Genomic DNA, 17,064 nt, shown 5'->3' on the forward strand with positions numbered 1-17,064 from the left:
CTGAGCAGAGTGGTTTGCAATGCTATACCCGGTCTTTATCAGACTGAGTGTGTTTGCGTATTCTTTTCACAAGAATAAAAATCACAACTAAGCAAACTGAGGTAAAAAGCGTTTTACCGGCAATAAAGCCGAGTGAAGAGAGAGTGAAATTTTCATAGCGAGAGATAAGGTATATAGACTCGATAATATCGACGATCGCATAAAGTGAAAGTAGTGAAAATATTACGGCCAGAAAAATTGAGATGGTTTTTTTCATGCTCATTCCTTTTTTGAGCTATTGAAACTCTCCGCTAATATAAACTTTTCGTCAGGTTGCTGTCTATGGAATGATGACCTGCAATCTCAGACAAATCGAAGGTCATCGGTTTTGCATACTAAGTTCCGCTATGAATAAGCGTTAAGTAAAAGTATTTGTCCGATTTAAAAACGGGCAGCAAGAAGTCTGAAATATCGTTAAGCACGATATTTCAGAAGCAAGGCAAAGGTAAAATATGGACTGTTTTATTCAGCCCCATGCTTTTCTTTTTGCCATATCCTTGCTTTTTTTGAAAGCAATAATCTCAACCAATAAAGAGTGAAAGATAATGGCTATTGATATGTTTATGAAGGTTGACGGTGTTACTGGCGAGTCGAAAGACTCAAATCACACTGGCTGGACCGATATTACCTCTTTCTCATGGGGTGCCTCTCAGCCAGGCAACATGTCTGTGGGCGGCGGCGGCGGTGCGGGTAAAGTTAACTTCAACGACCTGCACGTGAATGCACTGATCGACAAATCCACCACTGCGCTGCTGAAGAACTGCGCAAGCGGTAAGCATCTCACTAAAGTTGAACTCTCTATCTGTAAAGCGGGCGGTTCACAGGTTGAGTATGCGCGCATCACCCTGGAAGACGTTCTGGTGACCGCTGTGAATTACAATGGCTCCGACAACGGCGATACCCTGGGAATGACCTACTCCTTCCAGGCATCCAAAGTGAAGCAGCAGTACTGGGAGCAGAGTTCTTCCGGCGGCAAAGGCGCAGAAAGCAGCGCCGGCTGGGACATCAAAGGCAATAAAGAAGCGTAATATTGTTCGGCAGCCTCCCCTTGGGGGAGGCTTTAAAAGGAGTTTTGCTATGGCACATTTAAGACCTCAATTTTCAGCTGCCTGGAACCGCTTCTCAGAAGTTAATGTTTCCGTCGAGAAGGTTGGAGAAATATTGGGTGGAAAAGTAGAAGCAAATATCGCCGCCGGAATTTTCGAGAATGCCTGTCCAATCAGAATGAGCTATGTTCTTAATTACACTGGCGTTCCTGTTCCCGCAAACAGTCGTTATGCGACCGTAACGGGTAAAGACAAAAAGCGTTATATGTTTCGCGTCAACGATATGATGGACTTTTTAGTCGGCGCGTTTGGTCAGCCAGACCTGACAGTGAAGTCACCAAAACCCGGTTCATTTAACGGTAAACAGGGGATTATTGTTTTTCAGGGGAGTGGCTGGAGCAATGCCCGTGGGCACGTGACACTCTGGAACGGCAATATCTGCTCTGATACCTGTCACTTCCTGGGTGGCGCAGAAAATGGTAGTTTTGTTCCTGATGTTGCCTCCCTGTGGATACTGAAATGAAAAAATTACTGATGTTACTGGCTCTGACGCTATCTCCTGCAGTGCTGGCGATAACGCCTCCGGCGCCAGACTCCTTTAAGCAACCGCAGATTTTCAGCAACTGGCTTCTGAACCGCTGTGCAGGTAAAGCTGCCACTGACAAGGCTTTCAGCGATGATGCCTTCAAAAGTGCGTCAGCCTGGTTAGAGGTAAGCCATCTCCCTGTTGAAGCCTTCAGTGATGGCGATAAATTAATCAATGCGTATTTGAAGATGGATTTGACCGGCTCAGTCAAAGGAAGCTTCAATATGATGAAATGCACATTACTTTCGCAAAGCCAGGATGCTGAGGTTCTCTATAATAAATACAAAAAGTAATTTTCTTTTTTGGTAGAGGTCGAAGGATATTACAGCGTTAAACATTAGCAGTGAATTATCAAAGGAGATATGTTTAGTTAAATGGAATCGCTCATTACACCTGACGTTAAGCAGGACAGTGACCCCTGCAAGGAAATTTCCACATAATGAAAAAACTCATTGGTTTTATTATCATAGTGCTAATGAGTCTGCCTTTATTGTCTTTGGCTAAGTCGGTTTCACACTTCGAAGGAAAAAAATTCAGAGCGGATATTACCTATGACTGTGAGGAAGGTAACGTCAGTTGTGATAACGTTTCGCTTAAGTCAACAAGAGTAAAAGATAATTCATTGATAGTTCTTAAAGGTGAAACGATCAATACCAATTGCCCTGACGTCTGCGACTTCAGGGGCTATCGCTTCGCTAACGGTCAATATGATTATTCATTTTATCCAGACCAGAAGGGCGAGAGTCTTTGGGATTATATCGTGACATTCAAGGGTAAGGTTATTGCTCAGGATGTTGGGGTAATGAAATAGAGAAGCATATATAAATCCGATGTTATTGAGCGTGCGCTTGTACTCAGGGCTTGTACTCAGGGCTTGTACTCAGGGATAGAAGATAGCACAGGTGAGAATTTTAATGAGATCTTGTTTGTCTTTATTTTCGTGTATTACAGTTGTTTATGTTTTTCCCGTCCACGCAATGAGTGATTGTTCAATCGGTAACAACGATCAGGAAGTTTATTCCTGTGCCCAAAAAAACAAAAACGAAATTGAGCTTGATTTAAATGAAGAATATAAACTCGCTAAGACCAGAGTTGAAACGCTCTTTAAGGGTGATGGTAAAGAGTTAAGACAATATATGGATACGTTGACTGATGCTCAACGAGCCTGGCTGAAGTACCGGGATAATGACTGTAAACTGGCTTCGTATGCTGCAGATAAAGGAAGTGATTTAAGTAACGCTAATATTAGTATGTGCACTTCTGAGCTTAACGAGCAAAGAATCAAAAAATTGAAGTTGATTTCCTATCATTGATAGCAAAAATTGCTGAGCAAAGAATGAAGAAAATCTATGAAGTGGCTTTGATCGCTTTTGCTTTTTCCATGAGTGCTTCAGCGCTCGCTGAAAGTCCCTGTGCAAAACAGCCTTCAGACGGTGCGCTGTTCCAGTGTACTGTTCAGCAGAAAAAGCTGGCGGAAGATGACCTGAACAAAGAGTACCAGACGGCAAAAAAACGTATTGTGCAGATGTACGGCACGCAGAAAAAACTGGCTGATGACTATGTCGCTACGCTGGTGGATACGCAGCGCAGCTGGCTGAAATATCGTGACGGTCAGTGCAAGCTGGAAGCCTTTGCCGCCGAAGAAGGTAGCAATGCGAATGCGGTGGCGACCAACCTCTGCGTTATTCGCATTGACAAAGAGCGTACTGCTATTCTTAAGCAACTGCCTTACTGATTATATCGTCGTGCTCAGGCTTTACAGGCTGGGCACGATATTCTCTATAAGATAACCCTCTGCATTACGTTGTTATCAAATTAATTCATTTTCAGTAAGTAATTCCGTGTCGATTAAATCTAAGCTGGTTATTCACAATTGATTTTTATAATAATCAACCTCGGGTCTGTTTGAATCATTTGCATCTTCGGTTCATGGCGAATTAATGTTTTGACGAAGTGTCGTCATTAAAGGAAATAAGGCAGCACTTCTATTTAAATAGATAAATAAACTCAGCAAAAAATAATAAACCCCAACCCCAAAATTAAACTTTCCCGCTCCCTATACCCCGCGCCTTTCCCCGAGAGGTGCGCGGTATAGATGCCGAACCGCTAACCGCAGGAATCCGTTATGCGCTTTACGATAATAACGACTAAACCCGGCCAACAGCCGCCGCAAACTCATTGTGATTTCTTCCCGCCCGGCGGCACCATTGGTCGCGGCGTGGATAACAATCTGGTGCTGCCGGATGACGACCGAACGCTCTCCCGGCTGCAGGCCATTGTGCACATCACGGCTAACGGCGAATGTCGCCTGACTAATCGTGGCAATGTGACGCGCGTGTTGCTCAACGATATTCCGCTGGAACGCGGTCGTCAGGTTGAGCTGCAGGATGGGGACATTCTGGGCATCGATGATTATCAGCTGCTGGTCAGCGATCTCAACAGTGCACAGCAGCCGCAGGCTGAAAGGGCGGTTCCGCGTCCGGAGCCGGTCCAGCCCGCAGCGGCTCCTCGTGAAACGGCAGCCGAAAAAGCGAGCACTACCGCTGCCATCCCCAGCGAAATCTGGGACAGCCTGGCGAAAGAGTTTTCGATCTCCGACGATCTCTCTAAACGCAAAGCCGCGCCGGAGATGCCGGATGCCCATCCGCTGACCGCGCCTGCCATGCCAGACCGGAATCCGGAAGATCCACTGGCACAGCTGATCAACGATGCGCCGCTGGATTATGGTCAGCAGCCTAAAAACAGCAGCCTGTTTGATGACGGTGATGCGCTGTTCGCGCAGCAGAGCATTTTTGACGACCGCACGCCGAGCACGCTGGCGGCTCAGCAGAACAGTGCGCCGAAGCAGGCTGAAACGCCCACTGCTGAACTGGATCCACTGAGCCTGTTCGACGGCGTGAGCAGTGCGGATGTGCGCAACCATGATGATCCATTAGGACTGATGATGGGGAACGCGGTGCCGCTGGCGCAGCCGGAGCCAGCGAAACCGGCGACGCTGCAGGTGCCGCCTCAGCAAGAGACAAAGCCTGAGCCGGTTGCCGCACGCTCACCTGAGCAGGCTTCCGTCAGCCTGGACGAAATGGATCACTCTCCGCTGTTCAGCGGCGTCGACTTACCCGTTGATGACCAGCCTCATAGTGAAGTCCCGCGCCAGACGCTGCTGGCGGATGAGGCGGAATCCGGTCAGACAGACGCCGTTAATCCGCAAAACGACTACGGCGGCATTACGCTGCCGACGCCGCAGGCGGTGCAGCGTGCTCCCTCACCGACGCCGAAAGGGCGGCTGCGCATTGATCCGGTTGCCTCGGGTCACCGGCATGCCGCCGCCGTGCAACCCTCCACATCCAGCCAGAGCAGCGGTGATGCCCTGAAAGGCGAACTGCTGGACGCGCTGCTGGAAGGCATGGGCCTGCGCGATCTGCAGCCGACGCCGCAGTTTGACCGCGAGCAGATGCTGCAGTTTGGTCAGATGCTCAGCATGTTCTCGCAGGGCACGGTCGCGCTGCTGTCATCGCGCTCGATCCTCAAGCGCGGCGTCAAGGCCGACATGACGGTGATCCTCGACGACGCCAACAACCCGTTCAAGCTGCTGCCATCCGGCAAAACCGTCCTGATGCAGATGTTCGGCAGCCGGATGCCGGGCTTTATGCCACCGCGTCAGGCGGTGCGGGATGCGCTGATTGATTTGCAGGCGCACCAGCTGGGCATGATCGCCGGTATCCGCGCCATCATCGCCTCAATGCTGCAATCCTTTAACCCTGAGCAGCTGGAAGAGGAGGCGCGTCAGGCGGGGTCGGTTTCACGTATCGGCCTGCCGGGCAGCCGTAAAGCGGCGCTGTGGGAACATTTTGTTGAGCGCTACGGCGAGACAGCGGGCGAGATCGAAGACGATTTCCACACCCTGTTTGGCGAAGCGTTTCTGCACGCCTATGACCTGGAAGTTAATCAGTACAAAGACTCACAAACCCACACGGATGACGCATGAATATCACTATTGCCTCGACGTCGAACCAGGGCGATCGCGCCAGTAATCAGGATCAGATCGGTGATGTCATCGGTAAGCGTTCCGCCTGTTTTGTGGTGTGCGACGGTGTGGCAGGGTTTCCCGGCGGTGACAGAGCGGCTGCCATCGCCCGCAGCAGCCTGCTGGAAGCGTTCGATGGCGATGCGCACCTCAATGCGCAGTCGATTCGCAACTACGTTAATCACGCGAATCACGCCATACGGCAGCAGCAGAAAGCCAGCAGCGAGCACAGCCGGATGGGCACCACGCTGGTCAGCCTGTTCATCGATCGCGACTACCACCTTGCCTGCTGGGCGCATGCCGGTGACAGCCGCCTTTATCTGTTTCGCCGCGGCTATCTCTATCTGGTCACCACCGACCACAGTCTGGTGCAGCAGATGAAAGATGCCGGACATCGCACCGAAGGCATCAACAGCAATCTGCTCTATTTTGCGCTGGGGATGGGTGATGAGCAGCGCGACGCCAGCTACAGCGACGTGGTCGGGATTGAGGATGGCGATGCCTTTCTGCTCTGCACCGATGGTTTCTGGCACGGCGTGACGCTGGAGCAGATGCAGCAGTCACTGCACATGGTGAATACGCCGGAAGAGTGGCTGACGCTGATGCAGCAAATCATCAAAAACGATCAGTCAGATCAGGGGCAGCAGGATAATTTTAGCGCACTGGCCGTCTGGATCGGATCGCCCCAGGACACCACCTTGCTGCACTCGCTCTCTGAAGCGGCGCAGTTCTTCCCTCTGCGAGATTGAGAACGCCAACATGAAATATGGATTACTGGGTCTGGCTGCGCTGCTGCTCAGCACGCACGCTTATGCTGAAAACTATCGCATCGTTCAGTCCCCGGCACAGAAACTGGATGTCTGGATTGATGACGTCAAAAACAATCAGCTGTCGAGCTGGTGCAACAGCACCATTAACCTGCGCATCGTCACCCTGGGTGAGAAAAACGCGTCGGTGCTGAAAGCGTTTCTGCCGCGGGTGGCCGGCCTGATGGCGTCGCAGTGTAAACCGCTGCAGCAGCTGCACTGGCAGCTGACCGATACAGAGGGCAGTGAAATCGCCACCGGCAGTGCCGCCCGGGCGCAGCAGTGGAAAACTGTGGTGACGCCGCCCGCACCGCCTGCACAACAACAGCCAGCCACGGCTGCCGTGCCTGCGGACCCATTGGTCAATGCCGCCCAGGCGGACACCTCGCCATGGCTGCAGTTCAGCCTGCTCGACGGCTGCCATTTCCGCACCTGGTGGCAGCATCCGGCGCAGGGCGGCGCGCTTTTTGTGCCGGCTAAGCAGGGGCTGGTCTGCGGTTCCGATGGCTGGCTCAGCGGACACAGCCGCCTGACGCAGCAGGGTAACGGCGCACCGGCAGCCGTCGGTGTGACCTTCCTGCAGGGCTTCCCGGTGATGGGGCTGAACAGTCAGTCGTCTACCGCCGAACTGCACATCACCACGGTTAACAGCGAGCGCATGGTGCTGAGTAACGAAAAATCCCCGGATAGCTGGCTGGTTCTGCCCTTCAGCAACCGTTTTAACGGCTGGCAGGCGGCCCGTCAGGTGGTGGTGATAATGCCCGCCAGTGAAGCCGCTGATGAGAGTGCTTTGCAGGCACGTCTGCAGGAAGTCCGCAAAGTCTGGTCACCGTGGGTCAGCGGCAATACCACGCTGAGCGTACAGCTGGTGGAAAAACTGCACCCCGAACTGAAAGATCCCGCCGCTGCGGTCTACCGCACCCTTAACTGACGCAAAAGGAGTTTGCATGGAATCCTTACAACATCATCTTGCGAACGCCACGCTCAGCGAGACGCTGGCTGACGTTACCCGCCAGATTCAGGCGAATCCGGCGAACGCCGATCTGCGCGCCGCCTTTGTACAGTTACTCTGTCTGGCGGGCAACTGGACGCGCGCGCAGACGCAGCTGCAATCCTGGCTGGCGTTAAGCCCGCAGGCGCAACCAACGGTTAATCTGTTGCAGCAGGCGATCGCCGGTGAGCTGCAGCGTGACGCCGTGCTGCGTGGCGAGGCACAGCCGGTACTGCCGGGCAGCGCCTGGCACTGGTGCGACACGCTGCTGGCCGCGTTACAGGCCGAAACCGCGGGTGATGTCGCACACGGCAGCGCACTGCGTGCTGAAGCACTCGACCTCGCGGCGGCCAATCCCGGCACCGCGTCCGGGCAGGAGCAGCCCATTGCCTTCAGCTGGCTGATGGATGGCGACAGTCGTTTCGGGCCGGTGTGTGAAGTGATCAATCAGGGCCGTTATTACTGGATCCCGTTTGCCGCCATTCGTGAGATGCAGTTCCAGGCACCCGCCAGCGTCACCGATCTGGTGTGGCGTCATACCCGGGTGCAGCTGGTAGATGGCAGTGAGCAGGTGTGTCAGATCCCGGCGCGCTATTCGCTGCTGGCGGGTGCGGAAGAGCGTTTTCTGCGCGCCAGCGTCACCGACTGGCAGCCGCTGGGCAACGATCCGGACCAGTTTATCGGCCAGGGACAAAAAATGTGGCTCAGCGACAGCGTGGAATTCTCGCTGCTGACCCTGCAGCAGGTCTCGTTCGACAACGTTGAGTCCGCCAATGAGCCATGATTCAGACGCGCATAACGACGGCTATGCCCAGTTGCATGGCGGCTTTGGTGCGCGCAAAAAGCGCGATGTGCTAACCGCCCGCGACAAGCTGCAATCCTCCCTGCTGGACCGCCTGACCGACAACGCGCCGGACAGGCAGCAGGAGGCGGAGAACAGCATGCTGATCAGCCACAGTACGCTGCGCCGCCACGTGCTGCGCGATCTGCAGTGGCTGTTTAACACCATCAACAACGAAGCGCAGCAGGATCTGGGCGGTTTTGATCAGGTGCAGCGCTCTGTCTGGAACTTCGGCGTAGCGCCGCTGGCCGGGCAGAACGTCTCCGATATCGAATGGCAGGATATGCAGCGCAAAATGACCAACGCCATTCTGCACTTCGAGCCGCGCATTCTGCCGCAGGGTTTGCAGGTGCGCTGCGTCAGCGATCTCGGCTCGCTTAGTCTGCACAACGTACTGTCGATTGAGATCAAAGGGCGGCTCTGGTGCGTGCCTTATCCGCTGGCGTTTCTGTTCCGCACTCAGGTTGATCTGGAGAGCGGCCATTTCGAACTTCAGGATGCAGGGTAATCATGGACAGCAATCTGCTCGACTATTACAACCGTGAACTGGCTTACCTGCGCGAGATGGGGGCGGAGTTCGCGACGCGTTACCCGAAAGTGGCAGGTCGTCTTGGCATGCATGGCATCGACGTGGCGGACCCTTATGTCGAGCGGCTGATGGAGGGATTCGCCTTCCTGACATCGCGTGTGCAGCTGAAGATGGATGCGGAGTTTCCGCGCTTCTCGCAGCGCCTGCTGGAGATGATTGCGCCCTCCTATCTCTCGCCAACGCCGTCAATGGCAATCGCGCAGCTCACGCCGGACAGCCGTAAGGGTGACATCACCCAGGGCTTTCGCGTGCCGCGCGGCACCATGATGGAGAGCCAGAACCTGAAAAAAACCGGGGTGACCTGCAGCTACACCACCGCACACGATGTGGTGTTGCATCCCCTGCGGATCAGCGAAGTCACTCTCGGCGGCGTGCCGGGCGATCTGCCCTCTGGTGAGCTGAAACTGGGTGGCCTTGGCGCGGCCAGTGCGCTGCGCATCCGCATCAGCTGCGAAGGGATCTCCTCATTGAGTCAGCTCAGTATGGATGACCTGATGCTGTTCCTGAGCGGCCCCGATATCCAGGCGCTGAAGCTGCTGGAGCTGCTGATGCAGCACCGGGTCGGCATCGTGCTGCAGTCCGCAGAGCAGCGGCCGCAGCGTCAGGTGCTGACGGATGAAGCCCTGCAGCAGGAGGGATTTGCGCCAGAGCAGGCGCTGCTGCCGGACGATCTGCGCAACTTCGACGGTTATCGCCTGTTGCAGGAGTATTTTGCGTTTCCGGCGCGTTTCCAGTTTATCAGCCTGAGTCAGCTCGGCCCGTTCCTGCGCCGCTGCGACAACGCCACGGCGTTCGACATCATCATCCTGCTCGACAAAGCGGACAGCGCGCTGGAAAGCGTGGTCGATCACAGCCATCTGGCGATGCACTGCACGCCGGTTATCAATCTGTTCCCGAAAACCGCCGAGCGCCTGAAGGTCAGCGACAGCCAGCATGAATATCATCTGGTGGTGGATAACATCCGGCCGCTGGATTACGAAGTGCATTCGGTACAGCGGCTGTTCGCTACCGTGGAAGGTCAGCGGGAAGAGCAGGTTTTCCGCCCGTTCTGGAGCACCTTCAGCGGTGACCAGGGTAATTACGGTGCTTACTTCTCGCTGCGACGCGAACAGCGCACCCTGTCAGAGCAGGCGCAGCGCTATGGCACGCGCACCGGTTACATCGGTTCTGAAGTCTTTCTGTCGCTGGTGGATGAGCATCACGCGCCGTGGCGCGATGACGTGCGTTATCTCTCCGCCGAGGTGATGTGTACCAGCCGCGATCTGCCGCTGATGCTGCAGCAGGACCAGGGCAACTTCGTGATGCCGGACTCGATTCCGGTGTCGGAGCTGAAACTGTGCAAAGGGCCGACCCCGCCGCGTCCGGCGCTGGCCGAAGGCCTTTCTGCATGGCGGCTGATCAGCCATCTGCAGATGAACTACCTCAGCCTGATGGACAGCAGCGACGGAGAAGGCGCGGCGGCGCTGCGCCAGCTGCTGAGCCTCTACGCTAACCTGGCGGAAGCGCCGGTTTCCCGCCAGATTGACGGCATCCGTCACTGTACGCTCAGCGCGGTTAACCGCCGCGTGCCGGAGCCGGGTCCGGTGGTGTTTGCGCGCGGCGTCAGCATCACGCTGGAAGTGGATGAGCAGGCGTTTTCGGGTGCCAGCCCGTGGCTGTTTGGCAGCGTGCTGGAGCGGGTCTGTGGCCGCCTCGTGGCACTGAACAGCTTCACGGAGTTCACCCTGAACAGCCAGCAGCGCGGTGAAGTGGGCTACTGGCCACCGCGCATGGGCCGGAAAGCGCTGATATGAGTGGCGAAAAAGTCATTACGCTGCCGCGGCTGACGCGACTGCCGGATGATTTCTGGCAAAAAGTGATGGCCGCGCCGTGGCGCTACGATCTGTTCCAGCTGCTGCGGCGGCTGGATGCGCAGGGCGGTCAGCGTTATCCGCTGGGCCGTGCGCCGCTGCCGAAGTTCGAATCGGTGCGCATCGGTCAGACGCCGTCACTGGCGTTTGCGCCTGCCACAGTCGCCAGCGCCACACCACGTGAAGAGGTGGGACGCCATGAGCTGTCGATTTACAGCTTTGGTTTGTTTGGCCCCAACGGGCCGCTGCCGACCCATCTGACCGAATATGTGCACGAACGCATTGTGCATCATCAGGATCACAGCCTGTCGGCGTTTGCTGACCTGTTCCATCATCGCGCCACGCTGCTGTTTTATCGCGCCTGGGCGGATGCGCAGCCGACCGTGTCGCTGGATCGCCCCGACGACAGCCGCTTCCTGAACTATCTCGCCTGCCTGGCGGGCATCGGTTTACCGGCGCAGCAGCAGGCCAGCTCACTGAGCCTTCATGCGCGGCTGATGCTGGTGGGCCATCTCAGCCGTCACGGTCACGATGCCGAAGGGCTGGTGCGCATTCTCCGCCACTACTTTGGCGTGCCGGTCCGGCTGACGCATAACCTGCCGCACTGGCTGACGCTGGACAGCCGCGATCAGGCGCGGCTTGGCGCAGGACGCCACATGCCCCGGCTGGGTGCCTCTGCTTTTCTCGGCGTGGCGGTGCGCGACGTGCAGCACCGTTTTCGCCTGCACCTGGGCCCGCTCAGCGCCGCGCAGTATGCCCGTTTTCTGCCGGATGCCCCCGGCGCGCAGGAAGTGCGCGACTGGGTACGTCACTACCTTGGCATCGAAATGCAGTGGGATCTCAGTCTGATCCTGGCCGCAGACGCGGTGCAGGGTGTGGCGCTGGGTGGCGCTGCCCGGCTTGGTTACACCAGCTGGCTGGGGCAGATGCCACAGCTGCAGGATCGAGAAGATTTTATGTTTGAGGTTGAGGCAGCTTCGCGCTAGCCCAGCCGCTTTCCCTGTTACACAGCCTGCGTCTTTCATTGAAGAGAGCCCCCTATGTCAGAAATCAGCCGTGCCGTGCTATTCGGCAAACTGGATACGCTGTTATTTACCTCGCTGGAAAGCGCCACCGCCTTTTGCAAACTGCGCGGCAATCCCTATGTTGAACTGGTGCACTGGCTGCATCAGCTGATGCAGCAGCAGGATGGCGACTTACAGCAGGTCATCACACATTTTTCACTGGATGAAAAGGCCCTGACTCAGGACATCGTTGCTGCGCTGGATCGTCTGCCGCGCGGTGCCAGTGCGGTCTCCGACCTCTCCGAGCATATCGACAGCGCCGTCGAGCGGGCGTGGGTTTACGCCTCGCTGAAATATGGCGCGACCCGCATTCGCGGCGGCCATCTGCTGATTGGCATGCTGAAAACCTTCAACCTGGCCAGCGTGCTGAAAGGCATCTCCGGCCAGTTCAGCCGCGTCAACGCCGATGCGCTGCTGGAGCAGTTCGACACGCTGCTGAGCAGCAGCAAAGAAGCGCAGCAGGCGCTGAGCGCACCGGCGGATGCCGCTGGCGCATTGCCAGCGGCCAGCGGCAGCACGCTGGAACAGTACGGGCAGGATCTCACTGCACGTGCCTGTGAAGGCCGCATCGATCCGGTGACCGGCCGTGACGATGAGATCCGCCAGATGGTCGATATCCTGATGCGTCGTCGTCAGAACAACCCGCTGCTGACCGGTGAAGCGGGTGTCGGCAAAACCGCGGTGGTCGAAGGCCTCGCCCTGCGTATCGCGGCGGGCGATGTGCCTGCGCCGCTGCGCGATGTGCAGCTCTGGCTGCTGGATATCGGCCTGCTGCAGGCCGGTGCCGGGATGAAAGGGGAATTTGAAGCGCGACTGCAGGCGCTGATCAATGAGGTACAGTCCAGTCCGACGCCGATTGTGCTGTTTGTGGATGAGATCCACACCCTGGTCGGCGCGGGCGGTCAGCAGGGAACCGGCGATGCCGCCAACCTGCTGAAACCGGCGCTGGCGCGCGGCCAGCTGCGCACCATCGGCGCGACCACCTGGGCCGAATACAAAAAGTACATCGAGAAAGATCCGGCGCTGACCCGTCGCTTCCAGACCGTGCAGGTGCAGGAGCCGGATGAAGCTAAAGCGATTCTGATGCTGCGCAGCACCGTCAGCGCGCTGGAAAAACACCATCGGGTGCTGCTGCTGGATGATGCGGTCAGTGCAGCGGTGAAACTGTCCCATCGTTACATTCCGGCGCGCCAGTTGCCGGATAAAGCCGTGGCGCTGCTGGATACCGCCTGCGCCCGCGTGGCGGTCAGTCAGGGCGCGCAGCCTGCGGCGCTGGAAGATTGCCTGCACCGTCTGGCCTCGCTGGAGATTGAAGCAGAGATCATTGAACGTGAAATTAAGGTCGGCCTCGGTGACGTCACCCGCCAGCAGGCGATTGCCGGCGAGCGTGCAGCGATGGAAGCCGAACGCGATGCGCTGCAACAGCGCTGGCTGCAGGAGCGCGAACGGGTCGAGACCCTGATTGCGCTGCGCGCCCGCTGTGTGACCGAAGAGGATGCGGAGCTGCGTGAACAGCGTGATGCAACACAGCAGCAACTCACTGCGCTGCAGGGCGACACGCCGTTGCTGTTTGCCGCCGTCGATGCGGGTGTAGTGGCTGCCGTGGTGTCGGACTGGACCGGCATTCCGCTGGGCCGGATGGTGAAGAATGAGATCGACGCCGTCCTGAATCTGGCTGATACCCTGAACCAGCGCGTCATCGGCCAGCGTCACGGTCTGGAGCTGATCGCGAAGCGGGTTCGCACCACGCGCGCGCGCCTCGACAACCCCAACAAGCCCGCAGGCGTCTTTATGCTGTGCGGCCCATCCGGTGTCGGTAAAACCGAGACGGCGCTGGCGCTGGCCGAGTCGCTGTATGGCGGCGAGCAGAACATTATCACCATTAACATGAGCGAGTTTCAGGAGGCGCACACCGTCTCAACGCTGAAAGGTGCCCCGCCGGGTTACGTCGGTTATGGCGAGGGCGGCGTGCTGACCGAAGCCGTTCGCCGTCGTCCCTATAGCGTGGTGCTGCTGGATGAGATTGAGAAAGCGCATCCGGATGTGCATGAGCTGTTCTTCCAGGTGTTCGACAAAGGCTGGATGGAGGATGGCGAAGGTCGCCACATCGATTTCCGCAACACCATCATCATTCTGACCTCGAACGTCGGCACGCAGTTGATCAGCGCCATGTGCGCCGATCCTGAACTGATGCCCGATTCCGATGCCCTGAGTACCGCGCTGCGTAAGCCGCTGCTGGAGGTTTTCCCGCCTGCGCTGCTGGGTCGTCTGCTGGTGGTGCCTTATTACCCGCTCAGCGATGACATGCTGGCGGAGATTGTGCGGCTGCAGCTGGCGCGTATTGTGCGTCGTCTGGCCGAGAACCATGGCATTGAAGCGCAGATCGACGAGTCGGTGGTCAGCCAGATCGTGCAGCGCTGCACTGAAGTAGAGTCGGGCGGTCGCATGGTCGATGCCATCCTCACCAACACACTGCTGCCGCAGATGAGCCAGATACTGCTGAGCGCCCACGCCCGCGATGAACGCTATCGCCGCGTTGAGGTGCGTTGTGAGCAGGGCGAATTTGTCTGCCAGTTCGCTGTTTAAAGCCTAGTCATCAGAGAGTTTTCGAATATGTCGGAACATGATCAACCCCTGAATGTCCCCAACGCCCTGCCGCTGGGTTACCGCTTCAATGAGTTTGAAATCAAAGAGGTCATCGGCGGTGGCGGCTTTGGCATCGTCTATCGCGCCTGGGATCACCAGCTTGAGCGCGATATCGCCATTAAAGAATTTATGCCCGCCTCGCTGGCGGTGCGCAGCGATGACCTGAATCTGGTGCTGCGCAGCGAGCGGTTCAGCAAAACGTTTCACGCCGGACTGAACAGCTTTATTCAGGAGGCGCGGCTGCTGGCGCGCTTTAATCATCCGAACCTGCTGCACGTGCTGCGTTTCTGGGTGCAGAACGACACCGCCTATATGGGCACGGTGTTCTACAGCGGCACTACGCTCTCGAACTTCAGCGAACGTCATCCGCAGTCGGTGAATGAGGCCTGGATTCGCCGCATGCTGCCGCCTCTGCTGGGCGCGATTAAAACTATCCATGAAGCGGGATATCTGCACCGCGATATTTCGCTGGATAACATCCAGATCCAGAGCAGCGGCGAGCCGATCCTGCTGGACTTCGGGTCGGCGCGTAAAACCATCGGCAACCTGTCGGATGAGAGCGAGACCATGCTGCGTCCCGGCTATGCGCCGATTGAGCAGTACAGCGACAACGATGAGAGCGAGCAGGGCGCGTGGACCGATATTTACGCGCTGGGCGCGGTGCTGCATACGCTGATTACCGGTGCGCCACCGCCGGTGAGCGTGGTGCGCAGCATCGAAGATAACTATCAGCCGCTGGTGCAGCGTCGTCTGGCGGGCTACTCCACCGCGCTGCTCAGCGCCGTGGATCGCGCGCTGGCGCTGAAACCGGAAGATCGTCCGCAGAGCATTGATGATTTTGCTGTGCTGATGGCGCTGCCGGAGCGCGAACCGGAACCGCTGCTCAGTGCAAAAATGAGCGGGCCGGGCACCATGCTGGTGCCGATCGAAGAAGAGGCGGTCATCCCGCCCGCCTCGCCGCTGAAAACGCTGCTGGGACATCGCTTTGCGCTGCCGGGCCTGGTGGCCGCGGGTGTGCTGGTCGGCCTGTGCACCGGTCTGCTGATGTCCCGTGGTGATGACCAGACGGCGCCGGCTGAGACCGCGCAAAACAGTGCGCCTGCCGCCAGCGTCGCACCGGTTAATCAGCCGGTGGCTGCGCCACCGACGCAGCCAGAGACCCCGCCGGATACCGTTACCAGCGCGCCGGCTCAGACTGCTGAGCCTGCGCAGACCGCCGCACGTGAACCCGATCCTCAACCGGCACCGCCGCCCGCGCCGGTCGCTCAGGTCTATATCCGTCTGCAACAGGGTGAACGCGTTCAGGTGAACGGTCAGCCTCAGGCGCTGGTCCCGGCGGTGAACGGCTTTGCCACGCTGCAGCTGGCACCGGGTAACTACACCTTTGCCATCAGCGGCCAGAGCGGCACCCGTCAGCAGACGCTGAACATCAGCGAAGAAGGCGTCTGGTTGCTCGATCCACACAGTTAATAGTCAGGGATTACTTATGTTCTCACGCATTACTGCACAGCTGCCGGCGGACGGCCTGCTGTTCCACACGCTCACGGGCAGCGAGACGCTGTCCCGTCCGTTTGTGCTCACCGCCGAACTGCTGGCCACCGACGCGCGCATCGACCGTCACGCCCTGCTGGGCAAGCCGGTAACCTTTTCGCTGCCGACCGATGGCCTGATGAGCGCGCTGAGTCCGCGCTACCTTAACGGCAAAATCACCCGGGTAGCGTTGCGCAGCCAGGAGCTGAGCGGCACGCGCTACGCGGTCTACCAGCTGACGGTGGAGCCGGACCTGTGGCCGATGCGGCGCGACCGCAACCTGCGCATCTTCCAGAGCCAGACGGTGCCGCAGATTGTGCAGACGCTGCTGAAGGAGTACGCGGTCAGCGTTGAGACGCGCCTGGCGGGTAACTACCGGGTGTGGGAGTACTGCGTGCAGTATCAGGAGAGCAGCCTGGACTTTATCAGCCGCCTGATGGAGCTGGAGGGGATTTACTACTTCTTCCGCCACGAGGCGGACAAACATACGCTGGTGCTGTGCGACGCGCCGGACCAGCATCAGGCGTTTCCGGGCTATGAGACCATCGCCTATCACGTCACCCCGTCGGGCGGCGTGGTCACGGAAGAGGGCATCAGCCAGTGGTCGCTGGCGGAGAGCGTGACGCCGGGAATCTACAGCACCGACGACTACGACTTCCGCAAGCCGAACGCGTGGATGCTGCAGGCGCGGCAGAATCCGGCGTCGCCGGTGCCGGGCTCGGTGGACGTCTACGACTGGCCGGGGCACTTTGTTGACCACAGCCACGGCGAGGCCTATGCGCGCATCCGTCAGGAGGTGTGGCAGGCCGAGCACCACAGCGTCAGCGGGTCGGGCACGGCCACCGGCATCGCACCGGGCTTTACCTTCTCCATCATCAACGCGCCGCACTTCAGCGACAACGGCGAGTACCTGGTGACCTCGGCCACCTATGACTTCGCCGAGAACTCCTACGCCAGCGGCGACACCGGCGAGAGCCGCCACAACATCCACTTCACGGTGCTGCCGTCGTCGGTGACGTACCGCACGCCGCCGGAAACGCCGTGGCCGAAAA

The 17,064-nt window shown here is 57.8% G+C and carries 17 protein-coding genes; 16 read left to right on the plus strand and 1 reads right to left on the minus strand.

Annotated features, from left to right (window positions below):
* Positions 1-22: 22 nt before the first annotated feature.
* The gene (locus QSK07_RS11895) at positions 23-256 is read right to left on the minus strand and encodes a hypothetical protein (protein WP_285720620.1); all 234 of its coding nucleotides are present in this window, start codon (positions 254-256) and stop codon (positions 23-25) included.
* 328 nt (positions 257-584) lie between these two features.
* Here QSK07_RS11895 and QSK07_RS11900 point away from each other — a divergent pair, with 328 nt between their 5' ends.
* From QSK07_RS11900 to QSK07_RS11975, 16 genes are all read left to right on the plus strand, one after another.
* On the plus strand, positions 585-1,067 hold the full coding sequence (locus QSK07_RS11900; RefSeq protein WP_013357577.1) for an Hcp family type VI secretion system effector: 483 nt from the start codon (positions 585-587) through the stop codon (positions 1,065-1,067).
* A gap of 49 nt (positions 1,068-1,116) precedes the next feature.
* Entirely contained in the window at positions 1,117-1,608 is a 492-nt protein-coding gene (locus QSK07_RS11905) for a type VI secretion system amidase effector protein Tae4 (RefSeq protein ID WP_107319558.1), read from the plus strand.
* Positions 1,605-1,964: a T6SS amidase immunity protein Tai4 family protein gene (locus tag QSK07_RS11910; protein WP_285720619.1), complete on the plus strand. Its 360-nt coding sequence runs from the start codon at positions 1,605-1,607 to the stop codon at positions 1,962-1,964. Before QSK07_RS11905 ends, QSK07_RS11910 begins: the two co-directional genes overlap by 4 nt.
* A 146-nt stretch (positions 1,965-2,110) precedes the next feature.
* On the plus strand, positions 2,111-2,482 hold the full coding sequence (locus tag QSK07_RS11915) for a hypothetical protein (RefSeq protein WP_285720618.1): 372 nt from the start codon (positions 2,111-2,113) through the stop codon (positions 2,480-2,482).
* 115 nt (positions 2,483-2,597) lie between these two features.
* Entirely contained in the window at positions 2,598-2,984 is a 387-nt protein-coding gene (locus tag QSK07_RS11920) for a lysozyme inhibitor LprI family protein (protein ID WP_285720617.1), read from the plus strand.
* Positions 2,985-3,007: 23 nt separating this feature from the next.
* Positions 3,008-3,406 (plus strand): lysozyme inhibitor LprI family protein, encoded by a 399-nt coding sequence (locus QSK07_RS11925; protein ID WP_285720616.1) that lies wholly within the window; start codon positions 3,008-3,010, stop codon positions 3,404-3,406.
* A 390-nt stretch (positions 3,407-3,796) separates the two neighbouring features.
* Positions 3,797-5,656: a type VI secretion system-associated FHA domain protein TagH gene (gene tagH / locus QSK07_RS11930; RefSeq protein ID WP_285720615.1), complete on the plus strand. Its 1,860-nt coding sequence runs from the start codon at positions 3,797-3,799 to the stop codon at positions 5,654-5,656.
* On the plus strand, positions 5,653-6,444 hold the full coding sequence (locus QSK07_RS11935; RefSeq protein ID WP_013357582.1) for a PP2C family protein-serine/threonine phosphatase: 792 nt from the start codon (positions 5,653-5,655) through the stop codon (positions 6,442-6,444). The genes tagH and QSK07_RS11935 overlap by 4 nt, the downstream gene beginning before the upstream one ends.
* 10 nt (positions 6,445-6,454) lie before the next feature.
* The gene (locus QSK07_RS11940) at positions 6,455-7,432 is read left to right on the plus strand and encodes a hypothetical protein (RefSeq protein ID WP_285720614.1); all 978 of its coding nucleotides are present in this window, start codon (positions 6,455-6,457) and stop codon (positions 7,430-7,432) included.
* Between the two features lie 16 nt (positions 7,433-7,448).
* On the plus strand, positions 7,449-8,276 hold the full coding sequence (locus QSK07_RS11945; protein WP_285720613.1) for a type VI secretion system accessory protein TagJ: 828 nt from the start codon (positions 7,449-7,451) through the stop codon (positions 8,274-8,276).
* Positions 8,266-8,841 (plus strand): type VI secretion system baseplate subunit TssE, encoded by a 576-nt coding sequence (gene tssE, locus QSK07_RS11950; RefSeq protein ID WP_285720612.1) that lies wholly within the window; start codon positions 8,266-8,268, stop codon positions 8,839-8,841. Before QSK07_RS11945 ends, tssE begins: the two co-directional genes overlap by 11 nt.
* 2 nt (positions 8,842-8,843) lie before the next feature.
* Entirely contained in the window at positions 8,844-10,715 is a 1,872-nt protein-coding gene (gene tssF, locus QSK07_RS11955) for a type VI secretion system baseplate subunit TssF (RefSeq protein WP_285720611.1), read from the plus strand.
* The gene (tssG, locus tag QSK07_RS11960) at positions 10,712-11,758 is read left to right on the plus strand and encodes a type VI secretion system baseplate subunit TssG (protein ID WP_285720610.1); all 1,047 of its coding nucleotides are present in this window, start codon (positions 10,712-10,714) and stop codon (positions 11,756-11,758) included. The genes tssF and tssG overlap by 4 nt, the downstream gene beginning before the upstream one ends.
* Before the next feature lie 54 nt (positions 11,759-11,812).
* Complete coding sequence (gene tssH, locus QSK07_RS11965; protein ID WP_285720609.1) at positions 11,813-14,422, plus strand: type VI secretion system ATPase TssH; 2,610 nt, start codon at positions 11,813-11,815, stop codon at positions 14,420-14,422.
* Positions 14,423-14,449: 27 nt separating this feature from the next.
* Complete coding sequence (locus QSK07_RS11970; RefSeq protein WP_285720608.1) at positions 14,450-15,952, plus strand: serine/threonine protein kinase; 1,503 nt, start codon at positions 14,450-14,452, stop codon at positions 15,950-15,952.
* 16 nt (positions 15,953-15,968) lie between these two features.
* Positions 15,969-17,064 (plus strand): type VI secretion system Vgr family protein (locus tag QSK07_RS11975; RefSeq protein ID WP_285720607.1); only part of this gene is annotated, 1,096 nt, incomplete at its 3' end.

Origin of the sequence: Pantoea sp. QMID4, assembly GCF_030270445.1 — a bacterium.
In the GTDB taxonomy this organism is placed as follows: Bacteria; Pseudomonadota; Gammaproteobacteria; order Enterobacterales; family Enterobacteriaceae; genus Pantoea; species Pantoea vagans.